The following is a 25,260-nucleotide window of genomic DNA, read 5'->3' as shown; positions in this document are numbered from 1 at the left end:
GCCATCTGGTATCAGGGCGAGCGCAACTCCAAGACCTCGCCCCAGGCCGTCGCCTACGGCGAACAACTGAAGCGGCTCATCAGCTACTACCGCTCCTCATGGCATGAACTCTCCGGCGGCAACGTCGCGAAAGACTTCCCCTTCTTCTTCACGCAGTTGCCCAGTTGGGAAGCGCCGCAAACGCAGCCCGTCGAGGGCTTCGACGCCACCTGGGCGGTCAACCGCGAGACCATGAGGCTCGTCAGCATGGAGATGCCTCACACCGGCATGGCGGTTGGCATTGACTGCGGCGACCCCGTTGCCCTGCATCCGCAAAACAAGAAGCCCATCGGCATCCGCCACGCCTACCTCGCGCTCAAAGAAGCCTATGGCAAAGACATCGTCCCCTGCGGCCCGCGCTACGTCAGCCAGAAAATCGAAGGCAGCAAAATCACCCTTGAGTTCGACAGCATCGGCACCGGCATGATGGCCGCAAAACCGGGCAAGCTGGATGCCTTCGCCATCGCCGGAGCGGACCAGAAGTGGCATTGGGCGGACGCCGAGATCGCCGGAAACAAGGTCATCGTTTCCTCCAAAGACGTGCCGACTCCCGTGGCCGCCCGCTACGCCTGGGCGATGAATCCCTCGCAACGCAATCTGCTCTACAACCAGGAAGGCCTTCCCGCCTCACCCTTCCGGACCGACGCCTGGCCGCTCTTCGATCCCAAAAATCCCGACGCGGGCGTGGAGAAACCCGAAATGACCGACGAAGCCCGCGACGCGAAAAGGAACTTCAAAGACTGGGAGCGCCCGAGAATGACGCAGTAATCACCGCCTTCATTCGTTTAGATCAACTCCGGTAAAACCTGCATTCAATGAAATACACCCTCCTCACCGCTCTACTGCTCGGCCCGCTAGCTGCGCTCCAAGCCGCCGACACCACGAAGCCCGTTGAACCCATGCTGACGGAGTTCAAAGCCAAACTTCAGGTCACGCTGGTAAAACATCTGAACCAGCTCATCAAGGACGATGGTTCCGTCGCCGCGATGAAGGGCAAGACTTCCGAAGGAAATGGTGCGCTGGCATTTTATCTGATGTTCGAGGTCACGGGGGAGCAGAAGTTTCGCAAGGCTGCAATCACGCTGGCCGATCAAGTCTTGAAAGACATGCGGGCGACGAAGCATGGTGTGCTGCCGATCAAGGAAAAGGATAAGCCAGGCGGGAAAACAATCATCGGCGGAGGACCGCCTGCGCTGGGGGCTTACACATCGGGCGTCGCTTACATTTTGCACAAGGAAGGCAGACGCAACGATGACCTCAAATACATCGCCACTGTGCTCGACCGCTATCCGTGGAGCGAGGAGGGCTGGTTTGCCTCCACCATCGACGTGGACACGGGCGAATCAAAACTGCCGATGACCAAACCCGCGATCATCAACAAAACCGCCGCCGTCGCCATGGCCGCCGGGATCGTCAGTGGCTATGTGGGCGAGATCGCACCCGAACTAGCCGCGAGTCTGAAGCGCAAGGCCGACAAGTGCATCTACAGCCAGATCATCCCCGCGCAGTTGGAGGATGGCTTCTGGCATTACAGCCTTCTGGACAAAGATCCGAAGGACAAGGACGTGCTCGGCTACTTCATGCTCACGACGAAGGAACTGATGGACCTGCAAAAGTTCAATCCCACCTATCGCGAAGAGAAGCTGACCGCCGCCGTGAAGAAGGCCCAGGCCTTCGCGCTCAAGCACATCGCCCCGATGACGGACCCAAACACAGGCACCTCCACCTCCGAACACGCCACTCGCGGCACGCCGACGCACTACGCCATCAAGGAAGACCTCAAGCGCAGCTTCCAGCTCGGCCTCGTCCTCATCGGCGGCGGTCACACAGAGGAAGGCATCAAAATCATGACCACCGCTCTCGATCACTTCCCCATCGGCAACGCCGGGCAAGACGGCGCTCATGCCGCGGAGCCATCGGCGCTGATTCTCTCCGGATTTTGATTCAAGCGATTCGATCGCATGAACCATTCCCTCACCCTCCTCACTGCTCTTCTCTTCGCCCCGCTGGCCTTGCTGCACGCTGCCGAGTCGCCGCCCCTCGATCCCTGGCAACCAGTCACCGCTGCCATCGAGGCATCGCAGTCCGAGTTTCCGGGCGGGCTCACCTTGGAAGTGATGACTCCGGCGGGCGTTGTGTTCTCACGGGACTTCGGCGGATTCTCCAACTCAAGACGTGCGATCATCGCATCGGCCTCCAAGTGGGTCACGGCCACGGTGCTCCTGCGGATCGTGGAGCACGGCGACCTGTCCCTCGACACGCAAACCAAGTCACTGCTCGTGGACCGCGCGGGTCGGCCGTGGTCCGGCAATATGGGCGAGATACGCCTGCGTCATCTGCTGAGTTTCACCGCGGGCATCAGCTCGGATTCGAAAGCTTCCGAGGACAAGAAAATTAATTTGGAAGAGGCGATCCTGCGGATTTATGACGACCAATCGCCCACAGCCACGCCGCCGGGTTCCGCCTTTTTTTATGGGGGAGTGACCCAAATGCGCATCGCAGCCCGAATGGCGGAACGCGCCACTGGCCTCAGCTGGCGGGAACTTTACGACAAGTATTTCCGCCTACCGCTCGGCTGGAGCGCGGAGAGCACCTACGGCGGCGCTAGCAAGCCGACCAACCCCAGTCCTGCCATAGGCTTGGTCTGCACCGGACGTGAATACACGCGCTTTCTGATGATGCAATTCAGGTCAGGCATGGATGGCAGCACGCGCTTTCTGGATGCCGCGAGCATTGCCGCACAGCATGCCGATGCCTTCGGCCCATCCACCACCATCACCCACAGCGCCTATGGCTTTCTCGGCAAGAAGTATCATTACGGCTTGGGAAACTGGCTCGAAACGGAGAACGGGCAGGCGCCCACCCGCGACAATCCGCTCAATCGCTGGTCGAGCACTGGCAAGTTCGGCTGGGCACCGTGGATCGCCGCCGACGGCAAATACGCCGCCCTCATCATGACGCAGCAGGCCGATACGCCAACCGCCTTTGTTCCTTCCGAAAATCTGAAAGCCAAGTTGGACGCGCTCATTCGGCAAGCGCTCGCGGGCAATCCGCAACCCATACGGGTGGTGCCATAGGCCTGTCAGATTCACCCGCGCGGCCGATTCTGTGACATTTCCCACACTGGCCCCTACTTTGACAACCACGCCTGTGATCTCTCCCATGACCCGCATGAAAGCATTCCTTGTTCTCCTCGCATCGCTACTGCCGCTGGCCGCGCTCCACGCCGCCGAGCCGCCGCCCTTCGATCCCAACGATCCCGCCTTGCGCGTGGTCAGCCGCGAGGTCACCACGAGCAGGCCCGCGATCAGCCATGCCCGTTACACCGAGCCGACAGGCGTGCGCCTCGTCTCACCAGGCCGAGCGTCGGACGACAACGGGAAGACGTGGACTCCGTTCACCATCAAGCCGGACTTCAACACCGGGCAGAAAAAAGGTTTTCGTCGCGAGATGGGCCAGTCGGTGGTCGATCCGCGCAACGGCCGGGCGCTGTTCATCTCCGATGCGCTGGACGCACCGCATGTGGATACCACCATTGACGAACCCGAGGGCGCTCTCAGCGAATACTATCTGCGTTATCGCGTGTCAGCGGATCGCGGGCGAACCTGGCTGCTCGACGAGCCGATCGTTCATGCGGGCGGCAGGTTCACGGAAAAGGAACCCTTTGAGGGCATCAAGCGCGGCGTGAACGCGATCATGGCTGGCGACTGCGGCACCTTCCCGATCATCACGCGCAGCGGGCGCATCCTGTTTCCCGTGCAGGCGATGATCATGAAAGACGGCAAGTTATGGAATCCCGGCGGCACCACGTCGTTCTCCGAAGTCTTCCTGCTCCTCGGGAAATGGCGGGACGATGGCCGCATCGAATGGCGCGCCTCGCCGCGCGTGCAACTCGGCGTCGAGCGTTCCACGCGTGGAGTCGTCGAGCCGAGCATCGCGCAGTTCGACGATGGCCGAATCCTAATGGTCATGCGCGGCAGCAACGCGAAGAAGCCCGAACTGCCGGGTTACAAGTGGTTCTCCATCTCGAAGAACGACGGCGAAACGTGGTCTGCACCCGAGCCGTGGCGATACGACGATGGCGCGAGCTTTTTCTCCCCGAGCAGCATGAACACGCTCATGCGGCACAGCAACGGGCGTGTGTTCTGGGTCGGCAACATCTCGCCGACGAACAGCAGCGGCAACGACCCGCGCTTCCCCTTGATGATGGGCGAGGTCAATCCGAAAACGCTCATGCTCATCCGCAGCAGCGTGATCGAACTCGACTCGCGGCACCCCGAAGACGAAGCCCGCGGCCTCGAACTCACCGGCAAGGCGAAGGCCAAGCTCGACCTCAGTCACTTCTGGGTCATCGAAGACCGCGAGACGAAGGAGTTCGTCATCACCTATCCGCGCGCCTATGCTGGCTATGTGAAATCCGATTGGGCGACGCTCCGAGTGGCGTTGAAGTGACAGCCAGCAATCCAACGCCATGAAACTCACATGCATCTCACTTCTCGTCGTCAGCATCAGCGTGATGACCAACGCCGCCGACTGGCCCCAATGGCGCGGAGTGAATCGTGATGGTGTGTGGAGCGAGACGGGAATCGTGGAGCGCATTCCCGAGCAGGGACTGGCGGTGCGGTGGAGCGCGAAGGTGAGCAATGGCTACTCGTCGCCGAGTGTGGCGGCGGGCCGCGTGTTTATCACCGATCATGTGACTGAGCCGGAACTCGAGCGCGTGCTTTGCTTCGATGAAGCGACGGGGAAGCAGCTCTGGATGCACAGTTACGCCGTGGACTACAAAGACATGGAATACGGCAACGGTCCGCGTGCCGCGCCGACCGTGGCCGATGGCAGGGTCTATACGCTCGGCACGCGGGGGCACTTGTTTTGTATCGATGCGGCGAATGGATCGGTGGTGTGGAAGAAGGACTTGGTGACGGATTTCAACGCCAAGCTGCCGACCTACGGCACGAGTGCTGCGCCGCTGGTGGTCGGCGATTTGTTGATCGTCATGGCTGGCGGCAAGCCCGATGCCTGCGTGGTCGCGCTGGATCGCAAGACGGGTGAAACGCGATGGACGGCGCTGCCGGATCGCGTGGCTTACAGTGCGCCCATCGTGACTCAGGCAGGTGGCTGTGAGCAATTGATCGTATGGACGGCGGATGCGATCACGAGCCTCGATCCGCCGAGCGGGATGATTCACTGGCAGGTGGGATGGAAGGCGAACTTTGATCCGGCGCAGATGGTCGCCACGCTGGTGCGGCATGATGACCTGCTGCTCGGTCTCGGCGCATGGAGCCGCGGCTCGAAGATGCTCAAGCTCGATGCGACCAAGCCTGCGGCGACCGTGTTGTGGGAGACGCGCGAAGACCCGAGCACCATGCACTCCACGCCGGTGTTTCAGGACGGCGGTCACTTCTACGCGATCCTCAATGACGGCAGCCTTGCGTGCATGAACTCCGCCACGGGCGACAAAGTGTGGTCCACGCAGGAGCCGACGGGCAAGCGCATGGGCAACGCGCATCTCGTGCGCAACGGGGATCGCGTTTTCATTTTCAATCACACCGGTCATCTCATCCTCGCGCATCTCACGCCGAAGGGTTACGAGGAGCGCGGGCGCTGCCTTCTCGTGGAGCCGACCGCTGGTTACCGCGCGCAGGGCGCACTGACTTGGGCGCATCCGGCTTTCGCGAACCAAAGCATCTTCGTCCGCAATGATCGCGAGCTGGTATGTGTGTCGCTTGCGGCGAAAGACCAAGTGGCCATCGCGGGAACGCAGGCTCAGTTCAAATCAAGCACGCCAGCGGGATTGCCGAGTGGCAGCGCGGCGCTGGCATTCTCGCCGGGTGGCAAGGCGCTCGCCGTCGGTGGTAGTTGGGGCGAGGGCGTGAAGGTCATCGATCTCGCTGGCAACAAACCATTGCCCGGACCATCGCCACTGAAGGATTTCCTCTGCGCCGTGGCCTACTCGCCGGATGGCAAGTGGTTGATCATCGCTGGCGGCAGCGAATTCACTCCTGCACGAAACGGCGGCAAGACCACCGCGCAAATCAAGGTCTTCGACCTCACTGCGAGCAAGGAAGTCGGTGAACTCACAGGCCCCACGAACAAAGTCTTCGCCGCCGCCATCTCACCTGACAGCCAGACGCTCGCCACCGGTTCCGCCGACAACACCGCGCGACTCTGGGACATCGCCACGATGAAGGAACGCGCCGTCTTGACCGGCCACACCGCCGCCGTGATGAGCGTGGCATTTTCACCCGATGGCAAGACACTCGCTACCGCGAGTGCGGATCACACGATGAAGCTATGGGATGTCGCGTCGGGCAAAATGATCCAATCCATCGCCGCGCACGAAGACGAACTGCGCGCCATCGCCTTCTCTCCCGATGGCAAACTCCTCGCCACTGGCAGCGCCGACAGCAGCGTGCGTGTGTGGGATGCCGCCACGCGAAAAGAAGTCGCCGTGTTGCGCGGCCATCGCGGCAGCATCAACTGCCTCACCTTTTCACCCGACAGCAAAACACTCGCCTCCGGCAGCGGCGATGAAACGATCAAGCTCTGGCGGGTCGCCGATGCGAAGGAGAGCGCCACGCTCAAAGGTCATCGCAGCGCCGTCACAGCGATCGCCTTTGCACCCGACGCGCGCACACTTGCCAGTGCTGGAATGGACGATGCAGTGCGGGTTTGGGAACTGCCAGATGCGAAATGAAAACCCCAAGTCGAACACCATGAACCCCACCCTCACACTCCTCACTGCCCTGCTGCTCACTTCGCTGGCCGCTGCGCAGGCCGCCGAGCCGCCGCTCAACGTCCTGCTCATCACCGCCGATGACCTCGGCTATGAGGCCATGGACTTCCTCGATGGCAAGGTGCCGGGCGTCACGCCAAACCTGAGTAGGCTCGCTTCCGAGGGCCTCAGCTTTCAGCATGGCTTCGTCAACAATGCCATTTGTTGTCCGAGCCGCAGCATCATTGCCACGGGACGCTATGGGCATAACAGCGGGTTGTTTGGTTTCAACAAACTGACCAAGCCGATCCCCACAGTGTTTGGCACGTTCCAGAAGGCGGGTTATCTCACGGGCGTCCTCGGCAAAGTCAGTCACTCCACGCCTGATGCCGCGTTCAAGTGGGACTATGAACATGACTTCGCGGAACTCGGAGCGGGTCGCAGTCCGACGAAGTATCACGACTTTGCGCAGGAGTTCTTCGCCCGCTGCAAGCAGGAGAACAAACCTTTCTACTTCATGGTCAACTCCCATGACCCGCATCGCCCGTTTTACGATCCCAACGGGCGCGGCAAGAATGGAGAGGAAGTCCCATCGCGGCTCTTCAAGCCCGAGGAGATGGTCATTCCCAGCTATCTCCCCGACCTGCCGAAAGTGCGCGAGGAATACGCGCATTACTTCAACTCCGTGCGCCGTCTCGACGACACCGTGGGTCGCGTGCTCCAGGCGCTCGATGCCTCCGGGCTCGCCAGCCGCACGCTGGTCGTCTTCATCACCGACAACGGTTCCGCCTTTCCCTTTGCCAAGGCCAACACCTATCTCGCGAGCAACCGAACGCCGATGCTCATGCGCTGGCCGGGCGTCACGACGCCCGGCTCGGTGGACAAAACGCACTTCGTCTCCGAGGTCGATTTCTTCGCCACCTTCATGGACGCCACGGGCCTGCCCATTCCCAGCGGACTCGACGGACGCTCCATGGTCCCGCTCCTCAAAGGCGGCGAGCAAGACGGACGCGATTTTGTCTTCACCCAGATCGACTACACCATCGGCGGCCCGCCCAAGCCGATGCGTTGCGTGCAAGACGCGCGCTACGGCTACATCTTCAACGCCTTTTCCGACGGCAAATTCAAATACAAGAACAACAACGAAGGCCTGAGCTTCGCCGCGATGGAAGAAGCCGGCAAAACCGATGCCGCCATCCAAGCTCGCGTGGACATGTTCCGGCTCCGTGTCCCGCAGGAGTTCTACGACCTCGAAAAAGATCCCGGCTGCACGAACAACCTCATCCACGATCCCAAGCATCAGGATCTCGTGAAGAAGTATCAGGATCGTCTGCGCCAATGGATGATCGAAAAGACCGATCACTGTCTGGCCGCCTTCGATGTCCGCGAAGATCCCGCCAAGCTCGCCGAAGCCGTGAAAAACTACCCCGCACTCGACAAGTCCGGCGGCACCGCCACCGAAGCTGGCGAGGAACCGGACTCCAAACCCGCCGCGACTGATGACAAAGTGGCAAAGCGGAAGGCCAACCGTGCGATGAAAAAGGAAGCAGAAGCGAAGGACGCGAAATGACGAAACACATCCGCACGTTCTTCCTCGTTCTGCTCGCGCCGCTGACTGCGTTTGCGGAAGTCAAAGTCGCACCAGAAAGCAACGGCCTCGCGCCCGAGGTGCCGGGGCTGAATCTGAAGGACAAGCTCTACCAGCTTGAGGCGCAGTTGGCGGACTTGGAGAAGCCGTTCATCAGTGCCGCTCCGGCGGACAAACAGGACGGGCTCGTCGTGGGACAGCTGGGTGTGGATGGCGGAGATCGCGCCGCGATTGAAGCTTTCGCCAACGACCTTGCTGCGGCCGCGAAGGACGAGAAGGCGGGCAATGTGGACAGCATGCTCATCAGCTATCGCGGCAAGCTGATCTTTGAATCCTACTATCGCCGGGGACGCGCGAATTTTCCGCATTACCAGATGTCGATCACGAAGTCCTACACCGCACTGGCGATTGGGCGCGCGATTCAGCTCGGCCTGCTGAATATGGATGACCTCGACAAGCCGGCGATTGGTTTCCTGAAGGAACTCGACACCGCGAAGCTCATTGCAGGTGCAGACACGATCACACTCGCGCAGGCAATGCAGATGAGCTCCGGCATTCGGCTGGCGGCAGAGAAGGAGAAAGAGTTGATGAGGAATCCGTCGCAACTCAAGGGGCTGGGCGAGCTACAAGCGTATCTGCAACACAGCGCACCGATCCCCGCGATGCCACGCGAGTTCAAGTATCAGGAGCCTGACACCGCCATCGCGATGCAAGTGCTGAACGCCGTCGTTCCCGGCGGCGCGGAAGAGTTCATCAAGACTGAACTGCTCGGGCGCATGAGCATCACGCAGTATCATTGGGAACACGCCATCAGCGGCCTGCCGAAATCCGCCGCAGGCAGCAGCATCCTGTCACGCGACATGCTGAAGTTTGGCCAACTCATCCTCAACAGAGGCAAATGGAACGGCGAGCAACTGATCCCCGAAGCCTATGTCACACGCGCAACCACTCCGAGCCAGATCAACGAGCACTACGGCTTCTTCTGGTGGGTCGATGATTTCGCCGTTGGCGGCAAGACCTACCACAGCTTCCAAGGCCGCGGTGCGGGTGGACAGTTTATCTTCATGTTCCCCGAGTTGGATTTGGTAGCCGTCATCACCTCCCACAACAAAGGCATGGGCGACACGCTGCAAACCTTGCAGCAGCGGATCCTTCCGGCGTTCGTGCAAAAATAGACACGGGTAATCGGAGCAATGTGATGAAGACGCAAAGACCCGCCTTCTGCCTCACCTCCGTGAGGCTCGCGCCGATAACTGCAATGCAATCCGCATGAATCACCATGCCCACCGCGCCGGACAACCACTACGCCCACGATTAGGCTGAGCGCGTACGCGGGCGGCTGCCGCGTCGGCTACAGGAACTCCGTGAGGCCATCGGCCTGAGCATGTATGCGCTGTGGCTGAAATGCGGGCGGAAACAAAAGCGGCCTCCGTTTCCGAAGGCCGCTTGGGGTTGTGAGGATGTGGAGCGAGCCGAATTACTTTGGCGTGGCGGGTGGGGTTGGCGTGTCGCCGTTGCCACCGTCTTTCTTGCCGCGCTTGGGATCGCGTTCGACGCGGCTGGCTCGTTCCCAGGCGTGGAGTTTTTCGGGGTTGGTGGCGTATTTGTTGCCGATGATGGGGTCGAGGATGTCCATTTCCTTGCTGATGGCGGCGAGCTGAACGCTGATGGTCTCGGTGTCTTCGGTGCCTTCCTGGACTTCGGTGGTGTTGTGCTGGTTGATCTGGTCGATGGCGTCGCGGTCGCTGCGGAGGTCCGTGACGAAGTCGGAGGCGATCTCGTGCTGGAGGAAGCGGGCGCGGAGGGCGGCCTTGGCGGCTTTTTGCTCGGCGGTGTCGCCGCCATCGGCGACGGGGGCGTTGTTGTCCTCCAGGAGTGCGAGCAGGCTGTCGGCGTAGGTTTTGATGTCTTTTTTGGCCCAGGAAGCCTTGTATTTGGCTGGCTTTCGTACTTTTGAGAGGTGGGGGCGTTCATGGTCGGAGGCAGACGCGCAGCTACTCGGAGGGCAGCTCGTACAAGGTCGGAGGTCTGCACGCAGCTCAACGGAGACATGGACGCACATGGTCGGAAGCTGGGGCGGAGCTACTCGGAGGGTGGCGCGGATAGGGTCTGAGCCTCGCTGAACCTGCCTGAAGAGCATGACGCAGCGGCTCTGAGTATGCTGTGCGAGTGGTCTGAGCGTGCGGCGTTGCGGGTCGGATGTTCCCACTCCACGGAAAGCCACGGGCCAGGAATGAGCTGGTAACGGAAACAAACGCTGTCTGGTTTCAGCCGCCCATGCGGGATGGGGATTCTGAATCTTCGCTTTTGTCGCAAAATCTGGCATCAAACGGGCGACTTAGACGCCCCGTTCAACGCATGAAATCCCTCCTCGCTCTCACTTTACTCGCCACGGCCGCTTTCGCCCAGCCGCGTGACATTTTTGACTACACCGGCCAAAACAACGCACCGGCGGGCACGAGGCGGCTGGTGTTCATCGCGGCGAAGGGGACGCATGGGGGCGGTGGCCAGCATGAGTTTCTCGCGGGGGCTTCGTATCTGGCGCGGCGCATCAATGAGACCTATCCGCAAGCCTTTGCGGTGGTGTATCCGGAGAATAATTGGCCGAAGGATCTCACCAAAGCGGATGCGATCATCGTGCTGCTGAATCACGGCGGGCGGGCGGCGGACGATGCGAACATCAAGGCGGCCTGCGATCGCGGGGCTGGCTTTGCGGCGATTCATTATGGCGTGGAGGCGAAGATCGGCTCGCAGGGGAAAAACTACCTCGACTGGATGGGCGGCTTCTTCGAGACGTTTTACTCGGTGAACCCGACTTGGGACGCGAGCGTGCAACCGGGGCAGCATCCGGTGGCGAATGGTGTGAAGGCCTTCTCGGCGAAGGATGAATGGTATTACCACATGCGCTTCGTGCCGGAGATGAAGGGCGTGACGCCGGTGCTCAGCGCCATCGCGCCGCTGAACACGGTGAAGTTCAAAGAGGGCGACAAGCCGAGTCCGCACGGTGGAAACCCGGACGCATTCGCCGATGTGAAGGCGGGCAAGCCGCAGCATCTCGCGTGGGCCTTTGACCGGCCGAAAGGCGGTCGCGGCTTCGGCTTCACGGGCTTCCATTTCTTCGCGAACATGACGAACGACAGCTTCCGCACGACGATGCTGAATGGCGTGGCCTGGGTGAGCGGTTTGGAGATTCCAGCGGGCGGCATCGCGTCGAAAACACCAACGCAGGCCGAGCTCGATGCGCTGATGGCTGAGGCGCACGGACCGAAGGTGGCGAAGCCTGCGGGCACGGCGAAACCGGTCTTTGAAACGCCGGCGCTGACCTCCACGAGCACGCCGCGGCTGGTTTCCATCGACGTGCCGCTGAAGGATGCGAAGGAGCTGTATCTCGTCGTTTCCGATGAAGGCTCGAAGAGCTGCGATTGGTCAAACTGGATCGAGCCGCGGCTCATCATGGCCGATGGATCGGTGAAGGATCTCACCACGCTGAAGTGGAAGGGCGATGACGCGGGCTTTGGCCGCACACGCCTCGGCACGAATCACACCGGCAAGCCGATGCTCGTGGACAAGCAGACCTACCCGAACGGCATCGGCACGCACGCGCCCTCGGCCATCGCGTATGATTTGCCCGCGGGCGTGGCACGCTTCACCGCGAAGGTGGCCATGGACGACGGCGGCATGATTCGCGCTGGAAAGCCGAGCGATGCGAAGGTGAAGTTCCAAGTTTACACCGCGCTGCCCGCCACGCCGGAGGCGAAGGCCGCGGCGAATCCGCCGAACTTCAGCGAAGGCCCGCCGCAGGTGCCCGCAGAGCTTTTCACCGTGCCGGAGGGCCTCGAAGTGACGCTGTGGGCCACCTCGCCGATGCTTTTCAATCCGACGAACATCGACTTCGACGCGCAGGGCCGCTTGTATGTCGCGGAAGGCGTGAATTATCGCGGCAAAGGCGGCCGTCGCAAAGAGGGCGACCGCATTGTCGTGCTGGAAGACACGGATCACGATGGCAAGGCGGACAAGAGCAGCGTCTTTGTGCAGGAGCCCGCGCTCGCGTCGCCACTCGGTGTCGCGGTGATCGATGGCAAGGTCGTCGTGTCGCAACCGCCGGACCTGCTCGTGTATTCGGATGCCGATGGCGATTTGAAGCCGGAGAAGCGCGAGGTGCTGCTCACGGGCTTCAATGGTCGCCAGCATGATCACAGCCTGCACAGCGTCACCGCCGGACCGGACGGGCAGTGGTATTTCAATCAAGGCAACACCGGCGCCGAGTTCACCGACCGTAGCGGCAAGACCTTCCGCATGGGCAGCCCGTATCAGCTGCAAAACATCGCCGGCATGAAGAGCGACGACGGCCACGTGTGGATCGGCGGCTTCAGCGTGCGCATGAATCCCGATGGCACGCACGTGAACATCATCGGGCACAACTACCGCAACAGCTACGAGCAGGCGCTCACCAGCTACGGCGATCTTTTCCAAAGCGACAACGATGACCCGCCCGCCTGCCGCGTGACGCATGTGCTGGAGGGCGGCAATGCCGGATTCGCCAGCGCCGATGGTCAGCGCAGTTGGGGTGCGGACAAACGTCCCGGCCAGGACACACCGACCGCCGAGTGGCGTCAGGAAGACCCCGGCACGATGCCCGCGGGCGATGTCTATGGCGGCGGATCGCCCACCGGCGTGGCCTTTTATGAAAATGGCGCACTCGGTGAAAAATGGCGCGGCCTGCTGCTCGCGTGCGAGGCGGGCAAGAACGTGATTTTCGGCTACCAGCCGCAACCCGAAGGCGCGGGCTTCAAACTCGAGCGCATGGACTTCATGACGTCGAACAAGGAGAAGCAGTGGGCCGGCAGCGACTTCCTCGGCGGCAAGGAAACCAACGAGCTCAAAACGAAATTCCGCCCCAGTGATGTGTGCGTGGGCCCCGATGGCGCTTTGTATGTCGCCGACTGGTTTGACGCGCGTGTCGGTGGTCACGGCACGCGTGATGATGGCTTCACCGGAGCCATCTACCGCATCGCGCCCAAGAATTTCAAATCTCAGATTTCAAATTTGAAATTGGATACGGTTGAAGGCCAGATCGCCGCGCTGAAGAGCCCCGCCGTGAACGTGCGCAACAGCGGCTTCAACCGCCTGAAGGCCGCCGGAGCCAAAGCGGTGCCTGCGGTGGCCGCGTTGCTCGATGACAGCGATTCCTTCATCGCGGCGCGTGCGGTGTGGTTGCTCGCTCAACTCGGCGATGAAGGCATCGCGAAGGTGAAGCCGTGGTTGGAGTCCAAAGATGCTACGCAGCGTCTTGTTGGGTATCGGGCGCTTCGTCGTGCAAATCATGACGTGCTCGCGATGGCCCGGAAGATGGCTTCCGACAGCAACGCAGCTGTGCGACGTGAGGTGGCGGTGACAGTGCGCGACATGCCAGCGAGCGAGTGCATGCCCGTTCTCGTGCAGCTTGCTCATGCTTTTGATGGCAAAGATCGCTCGTATCTGGAAGCGCTCGGCATCGGCAGCGAAGGCAAGGAGAGCGAACTCTTCACGGCGCTCACCACCGGTCATGCGCCGGGTTGGAAGACCTTCCAGACGATGACAAGCAGCGGCGGTGAAACTTGGAGCGACGCCTTCGCCCGCATCGCCTGGCGTTTGCATCCGCCGGAGGCCGTGAACGACTTCAAGGCCCGTGCGCTCAATGACAAGCTCAGCAAAGAGCAGCGCCAGCTCATGCTCACCGCGCTCGCCTTCACCAAAAGCGCCGAGGCCGCCGGTGCGATGATCGAACTCGCCCAGAAGAAGGATTTCCCGCTGCAAGACATGGCCAAGTGGTGGCTCATGAACCGCAAAAACAATGATTGGAAAGCTTACGACGTTGAGCAAAGCCTCAAGGCGCTCGGCATCTACGATCCCGACAAAGTGCAGCTCACCGCCAGCCCGCTGCCGCCGCTCCCCGCGAACGCAAAAGCCTTCGACCTCAAGGCCATCGCCAAACTCCAGGGCGATCCCAAACGCGGAGCCACCGCCATCGCCGCCTGCTACACCTGCCACCGCTTTGGCAGCAACGGCATCGACTACGGCCCCGATCTGACCACCTTCGCCAAGCAACAAACCGCCGACGTCCTCATCCAGGCCATCGCCGAGCCCAGCAAAGGCATCTCGCACGGCTTTGAAGGCAGCGAGATCACCACCACCGACGGCCTCAGCATCACCGGCATCGTCCTGACCAGCGGCGACCCCGTCCTCATCAAATGCATGGGCGGCGTCGTGCAAACCGTGCCGAAAAAGCGCATCCAGAGCCTCAAAAAGCTCAAAGGCCGCAGCCTCATGTTCGAGCCCTCCATGCTCGGCCTCACCGAACAAGGCATCGCCGACATCGTGGCTTATTTGAAGAGCCTTTGAGCCAACGAAAATCTTGTCATGCGTCTGCCCAGCCTTTTCGTCCTTTTTGTCCCTTCCGTCCTTCTCGCCGCCGATCCGGCGATGCCTGACAAACACCGTGCCCTTTTCAAAGAGCACTGTGTGAGCTGCCACGGGCCGGAGAAGCAGAAAGGGAAGTTCCGGGTCGATGATCTGCCGCTGGCGATCACGAATGTCGAAATCGCCGAGAAGTGGCAGAAGGTGCTGAATGCGATGAACTCGGGCGACATGCCGCCGGAGGATGAAAAGCAGCCACCGAACGAGGCGAAGGCGGATTTTCTCGATGATTTGTCGAATGTGATGGTCGCGGCAAGACGTGCGCTGAACGATCAGCACGGGGTGATCACGATGCGGCGGCTGAACCGGCGTGAATACAAAAATACGCTGCGCGATTTGCTGGGCGTGGATATCAATGTGGCCGAGTTGCCGAGCGACACGGGCACCGGCGGCTTCGACACCTTTGGCTCGAATCTCTTCATGTCGGCCAACCAGTTCGAGCAGTATCAATCACTCGGCCTGCAGGCGCTCGACGAGGCCTTCACGCGCTTCGCGGCCACCGATGAGGTGCTGAAGCTGCACATCGAGGCCGAGGAGAACAACACGCGCATCCGCAAGAACTACGAGGAGAACCTCGCCGCGCTCGAACGCGCGACGAAATGGGCCGCCGAGGTAGAAAAGGCCGCTGCTAGGCCAGAGAACGCCGCCGTGGTGGCCGAACTGCGAAAAGCGGCGAAGAACAACGACATGTTCCTCCGCGAGTGGGCCAAGATCCAAGGCGCCCCCGCGCCCGAGAGCTTTGGTTTCAAAACGGTGGAGAACAACGCTGACAAGGCGACCCGAGCGCTCGGCTACGGCACGAAAATGGGCACGGGCTTCACGCGGCCGTATCATGAGCATTACCTCAAAAAGCCGCATCTCGACTCCGGCGCGTATTTGACCGTCAGTGTCGGGGATCTGGGCAATGACAGCCTGCAGTGGCTCATCCCCTACAAGTGGCCGGCGGGCGATTACATCGTCCGCGTGCGCCTCAGTCACACGCCGGAGTCCGCGCCGGAGCAGCGCTACATCGAGTTCGGCACGAACCCGCGCAACGGCAAGCCTTTGAGCACGCACGCCGTCAGCGGCACGATCGAGAAGCCGGAGATCATCGAAATGCCGCTCACGATCACAAAAGAGCACAGCAACAATCAGGACCGCACCATCTTCCTGCGCGAAAAAGGCACGAACGATCACTATGAGCAGACGCGGCGCATCTTTAACGCCGGGAAGACGAAAAACGGCCGCGGCCCCGAACTCGCGATCTGGGTCGATTGGTTCGAGATCGAGCGCAAAACGGCCAACAAGAAGCCGAAGGAGTCCGAGTTGGTGAAGTTTGGCATCGGGGACAATCGCCAGGTCGGCAGCACAACGGCGAAAGGTGTGAGCAAAGTGCGTTTCGAGTGCGAAACGGCCAATGAGAAGGTCAGCAAGTATGTGAAGGAGCAGATCGACGCCCGTGCGCGTGCCAATGCCTGGGTGAAGGCCGTGGATGAAGCCGCCGCAAAGCCGGAGAATGTCGCGGCCGCCACGGAACTCCGAAAAACAGCCAAGCACCCGAACAACTTCCGCCGCGAGTGGGCCAGATTCAAAGGCGCACCCTCACCCGAGAGCTTTGGTTTCAAAACCACCGAGAACAACGCGGACAAGGCCAACTCCGCTCTCGGCGAGAACTGGCAGAAGTATCACGAATACTACCTCGGCCGCCCACATCTCGACCAAGGCGCTTATCTCGGCACGCCGACGATGCATCCGGCGGTCATGGCGCTGGGCTTTTTGCAGCTTCCCATGCCGGGTGACTGGGCGAGCGGCAACTTCGTCTTCCGCGTGCGCATTGCCGCCGCGAAGGAGGCGCGGCCCGAGCAGAAGTTCCTCGAAATGGGCACGCATCCGCGCAACGGCATGGTGCGCGCCACTTTCGAGATCACCGGCACGATGGAGAAGCCGCAGATCGTTGAGATGCCCTTTACGCTGACCAAAGCGGTGGCCGATGGCGGTGACCGCACGCTTTTTATCCGCGAAAAAGGCGCTTGGGATAACAACGAGGAAGGCGGACGCAAACGCCAGGAAGCCGTGAAGCGCAATGGCATCGGTCCTGAGGCGGTGTTGTGGATTGATTACATGGAAATCGAGCGCGTGAGCGATCCTGCGAACTCAGCGCCTGGTCTCGCCGCGCTGGGAGCGCCGCTGGATGACAGCATTGACCGCATTGACCGCATTGACCGCATTGACGTGAAACCTGCGCTGCAAGGCTTCTGCGCCGCTGCTTTTCGCGGTCTGGAGCCGCCTGCGAGCTTCGTGGACAAACTGGCTGCCATCTACGACACGCAGCGCAAGGCGGGTGTGAAGCACAGCGCTGCGCTGAAGGAGACTTTATCCGTGGTGCTGGCTTCGCCGATGTTTTTGTATCTGGCTGAAAGCAGCTCCCCATCTTTTACCCCAAATCTTTTACCAAAAGAAGAGGCTGGTAAAAGGTTGGGGGTAAAAGATAAAGAAACCAAACCTGGGGTACACCAGAGCCAGCATGCTGAAGCGCATGCTTCTGACCCCACTCTTCTGTCGAATACCGAGCTCGCCAACCGCCTCTCTTATTTCCTCTGGAGCGCCCCGCCGGATGACGAACTGCTCAAAGCCGAGCTCGCCAAGCCCGAGGTGCTCGCCGCGCAAACGAAGCGCCTGCTCGACGATGAACGCTCGCAGGAACTCGTGCACGGCTTCGTGCATCAGTGGCTCGGCATGGACCGCATCGACTTCTTTCAGGTGAACCGCGCGATGTATCCGCGCTTCGACGACAGCACGAAGCTGAATGCCAAGGAGGAAGTCTTCGCCACCTTTTCGCATCTGCTGAAGCACGACGCGCCTCTCAGTGACCTGCTCAAGGCCGACTACGCCATCATCAACCACCTGCTCGCCGACTTTTACGGCATCGACGGCGTTAAAGGCGATGCCTTTCAAAAGGTGAAGCTGCCTGCGAACTCGCCGCGAGGCGGCCTGCTCGGCATGGCGGCCATTCATTTCATGGGCGGCAATGGCGAACGCACCAGCCCCGTCGAGCGCGGCGCGTGGGTGCTGCGCAAACTTCTGAACGATCCGCCGCCGCCTGCGCCCGCGAATGTCCCCCAGATCGCCCGCCTCGCGGGCAAGGTGCTGACCACACGCGAGCGCCTGCAAATGCATCAAGAGGATGCGCAGTGCGCTAGTTGCCATCGCAAGATCGATCCCGTGGGCTTTGGCCTGGAGAACTTCGACGCCGTCGGCCAATGGCGCACCGAGGACAGCTATCAGGTCATGGATGAGAAGGGCAAACCGGTCAAAGGCGCGAGCAAGACCTGGAGTATCGCAGCCAGCGCCCAATTGCACCGAGGCCCCGCCTTCAAAGACTACTTCGAACTGCGCGACATCATCGCCTCACGCGCTGACAACTTCGCCAGCGGCTTCAGCACGGCCCTCATTGAGTATGCACTCGGCAGAACCGCAGGCTTCCGCGACGAACCGCTCATCGCCGACATGCTCGCCGCCGCGAAGAAGGAGAAACTTGGCCTGCGGGCCTTTGTTCACGCTTTGGTCGCAAGCAAAGAGTTCCACACGAAGTAATTTGTCCGAATTCATTTCCCTCACTCTTCCATGCCTACCCGCCGTCATTTCCTCCGCAGCACTTCCGCGCTGATCACCTTGCCAGCGTTGGAGTCGATGGGTTTCAAAGCCTTCGCGGCTCCCAAGACCACCGCACCACCGAAGCGCATGGTGTTCCTCGGCTTTGGCTGGGGCGTCACGAATGAGACGTGGTTTCCGGATGTGAAGAAGACGGGGGCGGCGTGGGAGTTGTCGGAGGGGTTGAGGCCGCTCTCGCGGCATCAGAAGGACATCACGATGGTGCAGGGTTGCTCGAACAAGTTTGCGAATGAGGCGCACTGGGGGAGCACGTTCTGGCTCACGGGGGCGAATCGCTATGCGGAGCCGGGGCAAAGCTTTCACAACAGCATCAGCGCGGATCAGGTGGCGGCGGCGCATTTGGGCGCGGATACGCGTTTTAGCTCGATCCAACTCAACACGCCGGATGCGCAGAACTCAGGCCACGGGCCTGGATTGTCGCTGGCGTGGGATGTGCGCGGAAAACCGGTCGCGGGGCTGGAAAATCCGGTCGCGGCGTTTCACCGACTCTTTTCGAATGAAACGACGCCGCTGAGCGAACGGCAGGCGATGCTCGCGCAGAAGCGCAGCGTGCTCGATGCGGTGCTGGAGGATGCGAAACGCGTGCAAAACGGCCTCACGAAGACCGACATCGACAAATTGGACGAGTATTTCCAAAGCATCCGCGATATCGAGGTGCGGCTCGGCAAGGACGAGCAATGGCTGAGCGTGCCGAAGTCCAAACCGCCCGTCGCTGAGCCGAAACCGGGCCTCGCGGGCAAGGACGAGATCAAAGTGATGTATGACCTCATCGTCGCCGCGCTGCAGACGGACAGCACGCGAGTGCTGACGTATCGCCAACCGGTCGGGACGCTGTTGCAGAGCCTCGGCACGAAGGTCGCGCCGCATGACATGAGCCACTACTCGCCCGGCGACCGCATGGCGGCCTCGCAGAAGCGTGATGCGACGCAGAGCGAGTTGCTCGCCGGACTGATCGACAAGCTGAAGGCCACGAAGGAAGCCGATGGCACGAGTTTGTTTGATCACGTCGCGCTCGCGTATGGCAGCAACATCCGCACGATCCATTACCTCGACAACTGCCCGACTTTGCTCACCGGCGGAGCCGCTAACCTCAAACTCGGCCACCACCTCGTCCTGCCCAAAGACACGCCGCTGTGCAACGTGTGGCTCACGATGCTCCACGGCCTCGGCATCCAAGCCGAACGCCACGGCGACAGCACCGGCGTGGTGAAGGAGCTTCAAGCTTGACAGACTCTCTTGGTAAAAGATTTGGGGTAAAAAATTGGAAACCAAATCTCTGAATCTTTTACCCCTAACCTTTTACCAGCGCTCATCGCTGATGCCCATCCACTGCCCGATCACGACAAGCCGCATCTCTCAGGAGCAATTCAAACTGATTTCCAGTGAGGTCATGGATCACGTCTTCGCCATCCACAATGACTTCGGCCGCTTCTTTGACGAGGTCGTTTACAAGAAGGAACTCGCTGATCGAATGAACGGGGTGGTGCTGGAGTTGGAAATCATCGTCAAGCACGGCACCTTCTCGAAGACCTACTATGTGGATGTGCTGATCAACAGCAGCGGCCTCTTCGAGTTCAAGGCGGCAGACGCGATTCATCCCCGTCATCGTGGCCAAACGCTCAACTACCTGCTTCTACTCGATCTCGCACACGGCAAGGTCATCAACATGCGCCCTGAGTCCGTGGGGAATGAGTTCGTCAATTGCCCGGCGAGACTCGTCGATCTCAAGAACCCACGTATTTACGACACCAAATGGAGCTGCGAGGTCGCTGGCGCGGAAGCTCTCCGCGACACTCTCATGCCTCTGATCGCCGATTGGGGTGCGGGGCTGGAAACGGGACTCTACGAAGAGGCCATCACCCACATCCTCGGAGGAGACGAAAAGGTGCTTATGCCAGTGCCGGTGATTGGCCCCAAAGGCCATCTGGCGGATCAGCGCATGCGCCTCGTCGCGCCGGGAGTCGCTTTCAAGATGACGGCTTTGCAAGACCGGCTTGATGACTTCGAGCGTCAGGCCATCCGGCTGCTCCGACATACAAATCTGAAGGCGATTCAGTGGATCAACATCACGCAAACCTCGATTCGCTTCACCACTCTCTCATGAACGGCATCCAAACGACACGCACTGAACTGGCTGGTAAAAGATTGGGGGTAAAAGGTTTCAATCCATTCTCCAATCTTTTACCCCCAACCTTTTACCAGCCAAAAGCCATCCTCATGGCCCTGGGCCTCCTATCCTGCCCATCCCTTGCCCAACAGCCTCAGGCCACTCTCGACGCCAAACATCGTGCCTTTTTCAAAGACAACTGCCTCTCCTGCCACAACGCCGAAAAGCAGAAGGGCAAGGTGCGGCTGGATGACATCGCGTTCAGCGTGGACGCGGTGGAGAAGGCGGATCTGTGGCAAAAGGTGCTGAACTCGATCAACTCGGGCGAAATGCCGCCGGAGGATGAAAAGCAGCCGGACCCGGCGGCGAAGACGGATTTCCTCGATGACCTCTCGCGCATGCTGGTGACGGCTCGAGCGGTGCTGAGCGACAGCGGCGGCAAGATCACCATGCGGCGGCTGAACCGGCGCGAATACAAGAACACGATCCGCGATCTGCTCGGCGTGGACATCAATGTGCGTGAACTACCGGCGGATGGTGGCGCGGGGACCTTCGACACAGTGGGATCGTCGCTTTTCATGTCGAGCGACCAGTTTGAGCAATACCTCGCGCTTGGTCGGCAGGCGTTGGATGAGCATTTTGCACGCTACATCGCCCCGTCGGGTGCGAAGCCTCGGCTCATGCATGTGGAGGCGGAGGAACGGAATGCACGGATTGCGAAGTCGCTTACCGAGCGCACGGACGCGCATGAGCGCTACGTGAAGTGGACGGCAGCCGTGGATGCTGCGGCGCAGAGGCCGGAAAACACTGACTCTGCGGTGAAGATCCGCGCAGAGAAGAAGGGAGATGACCGGCACTTCTATTCGCAATGGCAGCGCATCAAAGGCGCGGCTTCGCCGAAGGAGTTCGGCTTCACCGATGAGATCCATGCGGATGAACAAGGTCGCCGCAATTGGGTGCGCAGTGCGCCGTATCAGCGCGCGTATCTGGAGCATGCGGCGACGAAGACGGGCTCCTTCCTCACCATCGAAGATGTGTTTGTGAATCCGTATCACCCGTTTCGTCTGCCCGGTGATTGGCCGGCGGGAGATTACGTGGTGCGCGTGCGAATCGCGGCCACGTCGAACACGCCAACCTCGCGGCACTTCGTCGAGTTCGGCTCGCAGCACGACAGCGGCGTGCGTGCGGTAGCGAGCAGCCATCAAGTCACCGGCACGATGGACAAGCCGCAAGTGCTGGAGATCCCGCTGAAGTTCTCGCCCGCGAAAGGCTTCGGCTTCTTCTTCCAGGAGAAGGGCACCTATGAATCAGAGGATGTCGCGCACCGGTTGTTCGCCGAGGGACAAAAGGCGAACGGCATCGGTCCGGAATTCGCTCTGTGGATTGACTGGATCGAGGTGGCGAGCGCGGGAAGTGCGACAGGATCATCCATCGCAGGCCAGCCGCAGAAGCTCCGCAAAGATCCCGAGCAGTGGGCGAACAAATACATGCCCATCTATGCGCAAGGCTACGCGGAGAAATACGCGCGCTTCCAGAAATGGTGCGCGGCGATTGATGAAGCGGCGAAGAAACCGGAGAACGCGGACATCGTGAAGAAGCTGCGCGACGACCCAAAGGTGAAACAGTCGCCGCATTTGTTTTACAGCCGCTTCGCCGAGATCAAAGGCGCGCTGCCGCCCGCGCAGTTCGGTTTCAAGGATGTGGATGATGCGCAGTTCGCCCGCAGCGAGTTCACCTATCACCACCAATACTATCTCGACTACGCGAAGCTACCGCAGCGTGAGACGGGCACCTGGCTCATGCTTTACTCGCTCGGTCGCTACACGGGCATCACCGCGCCCGCGAACTGGCCTGCGGGCAGATACACGCTACGGGTGCGCCTTGCCGCGAGCGATGAATCGCCGAAGGAACGCCGCTTCATCGAGATCGGCACCGGCAAGGCGGACGCGGCGGATTTCAATGTGCTGAGCTCGCATCAAGTGACCGGCACACTGGCGAATCCGCAGATGCTGGAGATCCCCGTCGAGATCAACGCGAGCGGTGATCGCAACTTCGCCATTCGCGACAAACGCCCGAATACGCGCGAGGCGGAGTATGCGATGTTCCGCGAGGCGTGGGACAAAACCGGCACGGGTCCGCGTCCGTGCATCTGGGTGGACTTTGTGGAGCTGGAAGGGCCGCTGGGCACGAGCTCGATCGCGGCAAAGACGATCAAAGAGCGTCGCGAAGTCGAACTGCATGCGAACGCGATGGTCGGCGGCACTTACAATGGCTACTTCAAAGGCGGTTACGAGGCGGCGAAGAAGTTCATGGAGACCAAGCAGCCGCAAAAGGGCATTCCCGATGAGCAGGAGGCGAAGTTTCGCATTCGTGGCTTTGAGCAGCACGGGCCGACCTTTGAGCGCTACCTGAATGATCCGCTGACGAAGACGGGCTCCTATTTGACGATCTACAACGTCCACACCGAGGAGGTCATCACGCTGCCGCCGGATCAGCCTTCGGGTTGGCTGAAGACGAAGCATGAGGTCGAGAAGGCGGAGCCGGGCGAATACAAGCTGCGCTTCCGCATCGGTGCCGTGAAGGGCACGCCGAAGGAGCGGCACTTCGTCGCGCTCGGCAACCGAATCGAGAAGGATGAGTTCACCTTGATGCAAACCTTTCAAATCAGCGGCACGACCGACTCGCCGCAGATCATCGAAGTGCCCGTGAGCATCTCCGCGAATGGCCCGCGCACCTTTGTGCTGCGTGAGAAGCGCGATGTGAAGCTCGACCACGAGCTTTTCATGACGGCGCAGAAGGAAACCGGCGTCGGGCCGCCATCGGCACTGTGGATTGATTGGGTGGAGTGGGAAGGTCCGCTCGCACCGCAAACGACTCTCGCCAAGGTGGAGCACATCGAGCCGGAGAGGCGCCGCGCGGAGGTGGAGCGCGGGCATTTGCGCTTCAAGTATCTCAACGAGCAATACGCCAAGTGGAAGGCCGCGGGTGGCGATGAGAAGCGGCTGAAGGAGTTCGACTTCACCGACAAATCGCACGCGGAGTTCGCCAAGGTCGTGTGGGACAGCAACAACCGCTGGTTCCAGCAATACCTCGACCGACCGCTGTCGAAGACGGGCCTCTTTCTCGACAACACCGTGCAGGAAGCCTGCGAATACGCCATCGACATGCCCGCCGATCTCGCGTCTGGCGACTACGTGATGCGCGTGAAGATCGGTCGCGTGCCGGACATGCCGAGCGAGCGGGCGTTTCTGACCTTTGTCGAGGCCAGCCCCATCGACAAAGACGACCGCACCTTCCTCGCGAACAAACAAATCACCGCCACGCTCGACCAGCCGGAGATCATCGATCTGCCGTTCAAGATCGTCCCCGGCGGCCCACGGAAGTTTGTGCTCTTCGAAAAACGCCCGCTGAAAAAAGAAACCATCAGCCTTCCTGGTCGCACGCGACAGATCGCCGATGCCAAACAACGCGATCCCGTGCTCTGGATCGACTGGATCGAATACAGCGGCCCACTCGCGCCCGCGAATGCCAAATCGAGCGTGCCGCAAGTGCTCGCCACAGGTGAGACAAATGCACGCCAAGTGCTCGAAACCTTCGCGAAACGAGCTTTTCGCGGCAAAGCGCCTTCCGCAGCCTTTTTGGACAAATTGACGGCTTTGCACGAAACACGCCTCAAAGCCGGAGACAGCTTCGACAAGGCCATTCGCGAGCCTTTGAGCGTCATTTTGGCCTCGCCGGGGTTTTTGTATCTTCAGGAAACGGGTCCTCAATCTTTTACCCCAAATCTTTTACCAAAAGAAGAGGCTGGTAAAAAGTTGGGGGTAAAAGATGAAAGGCAGAGATCGCTGTCACCTCCCGAACTCGCCTCACGCCTGTCCTACTTTCTCTGGAGCGCTCCGCCGGATGAACCATTGCTCCAGGCCGACCTCTCGAAGCCTGAAGTCATCGCCCGCGAGGTGGATCGCATGATTGCCAGTCCGAAGGCGGACGAGTTCGTCAGCGGCTTCGTGCATCAGTGGCTCGGCATGGACCGGCTCGATTTCTTCCAGTTCGACACGAAGCAGTTCCGCGACTTCGACGAGAGCGCGAAGGCCGCGGCGCGTCGCGAGGTGTATGAAACGTTCGCGCACCTCCTTCGCCACAACGGCAGCCTCGCCCAACTGCTCAAGAGCGACGAAATCCACGTCAACGGCCTGCTCGCCACCTACTACGGCATCGAAGGCATCAGCGGCGATGCGTTTCAAAAAGTGAAACTGTCCGCCAATTCGCCACGCGGCGGATTGCTCGGCATGGCGGCCATCCTCGCGATGGGCAGCAACGGCGAGCGCACCAGTCCCGTCGAACGCGGTGCGTGGGTGCTGCGCAAGCTCCTCCACAACCCGCCACCGCCCGCCCCGCCAAACGTCCCGCAGCTCACGCGACTCGAAAACAAGCTGCTTAACACCCGCGAGAGACTTGCCGCGCATACGGAGGAAGCACAGTGCGCCCAGTGCCATCGCAAGATCGACTTCATCGGCTTCGGCCTCGAAAACTTCAACGCCGCCGGCAAATGGCGCACCGAGGAGACCTTCGAAAAACGCGGCGTCGGCAAGAAAACCTGGTCCATCGACCCCAGCGGCCAGTTCTACAACGGCCCCGCCTTCCAAGACTACTTCCAGCTCCGCGACCTCATCGCCGACAAGAGCGAAGACTTCGCCCGCGGCT

General features: G+C 60.8%; 12 protein-coding genes and 1 pseudogene. 12 read left to right on the top strand and 1 reads right to left on the bottom strand.

The genetic code is table 11. From position 1 onward, the window contains the following. From ACKVY0_RS04190 to ACKVY0_RS04160, 7 genes and pseudogenes are all read left to right on the top strand, one after another. A pseudogene (locus ACKVY0_RS04190) lies at positions 1–807 on the top strand (hypothetical protein); the annotation flags it as partial. A 47-nt stretch (positions 808–854) separates the two neighbouring features. Continuing rightward, positions 855–1,982: a hypothetical protein gene (locus ACKVY0_RS04185; RefSeq protein WP_409213537.1), complete on the top strand. Its 1,128-nt coding sequence runs from the start codon at positions 855–857 to the stop codon at positions 1,980–1,982. A gap of 18 nt (positions 1,983–2,000) precedes the next feature. After that, positions 2,001–3,116, top strand: a complete 1,116-nt coding sequence (locus ACKVY0_RS04180; RefSeq protein ID WP_409213536.1) for a serine hydrolase domain-containing protein — start codon at positions 2,001–2,003, stop codon at positions 3,114–3,116. Between the two features lie 94 nt (positions 3,117–3,210). Beyond that, a complete protein-coding gene (locus tag ACKVY0_RS04175; protein ID WP_409213535.1) occupies positions 3,211–4,491 on the top strand; it encodes a sialidase family protein in 1,281 nt (426 codons plus the stop codon). 19 nt (positions 4,492–4,510) lie between these two features. Further along, a complete protein-coding gene (locus tag ACKVY0_RS04170; protein ID WP_409213534.1) occupies positions 4,511–6,736 on the top strand; it encodes a PQQ-binding-like beta-propeller repeat protein in 2,226 nt (741 codons plus the stop codon). A gap of 19 nt (positions 6,737–6,755) precedes the next feature. Further along, positions 6,756–8,324, top strand: coding sequence for a sulfatase (locus tag ACKVY0_RS04165; RefSeq protein WP_409213533.1), 1,569 nt, complete (start codon positions 6,756–6,758; stop codon positions 8,322–8,324). Beyond that, positions 8,321–9,517 carry a serine hydrolase domain-containing protein gene (locus ACKVY0_RS04160; protein ID WP_409213532.1) on the top strand — a complete coding sequence of 399 codons (1,197 nt, stop codon included), beginning with the start codon at positions 8,321–8,323 and terminating at the stop codon, positions 9,515–9,517. The genes ACKVY0_RS04165 and ACKVY0_RS04160 overlap by 4 nt, the downstream gene beginning before the upstream one ends. A 302-nt stretch (positions 9,518–9,819) precedes the next feature. Here ACKVY0_RS04160 and ACKVY0_RS04155 read toward each other — a convergent pair whose 3' ends face one another. Then, positions 9,820–10,404, bottom strand: coding sequence for a hypothetical protein (locus ACKVY0_RS04155; RefSeq protein ID WP_409213531.1), 585 nt, complete (start codon positions 10,402–10,404; stop codon positions 9,820–9,822). A gap of 296 nt (positions 10,405–10,700) precedes the next feature. Between ACKVY0_RS04155 and ACKVY0_RS04150 the strand changes: the two genes are divergently transcribed. The 5 genes from ACKVY0_RS04150 to ACKVY0_RS04130 form a co-directional block, all read left to right on the top strand. Continuing rightward, entirely contained in the window at positions 10,701–14,723 is a 4,023-nt protein-coding gene (locus tag ACKVY0_RS04150) for a PVC-type heme-binding CxxCH protein (protein WP_409213530.1), read from the top strand. Positions 14,724–14,741: 18 nt separating this feature from the next. After that, positions 14,742–18,371 (top strand): DUF1592 domain-containing protein, encoded by a 3,630-nt coding sequence (locus ACKVY0_RS04145; RefSeq protein WP_409213529.1) that lies wholly within the window; start codon positions 14,742–14,744, stop codon positions 18,369–18,371. A 30-nt stretch (positions 18,372–18,401) separates the two neighbouring features. Next, positions 18,402–19,676, top strand: a complete 1,275-nt coding sequence (locus tag ACKVY0_RS04140; protein WP_409213528.1) for a DUF1552 domain-containing protein — start codon at positions 18,402–18,404, stop codon at positions 19,674–19,676. A gap of 91 nt (positions 19,677–19,767) precedes the next feature. Continuing rightward, positions 19,768–20,553: a GxxExxY protein gene (locus tag ACKVY0_RS04135; protein WP_409213527.1), complete on the top strand. Its 786-nt coding sequence runs from the start codon at positions 19,768–19,770 to the stop codon at positions 20,551–20,553. Between the two features lie 113 nt (positions 20,554–20,666). Then, positions 20,667–25,260 (top strand): DUF1592 domain-containing protein (locus tag ACKVY0_RS04130; protein WP_409213526.1); only part of this gene is annotated, 4,594 nt, incomplete at its 3' end.

This window comes from Prosthecobacter sp. (assembly GCF_046154365.1).
Taxonomy (GTDB): Bacteria; Verrucomicrobiota; Verrucomicrobiia; order Verrucomicrobiales; family Verrucomicrobiaceae; genus Prosthecobacter.
Note: the sequence above shows the minus strand (reverse complement) of the source record. Positions and strands in the feature narration are given on the sequence as shown.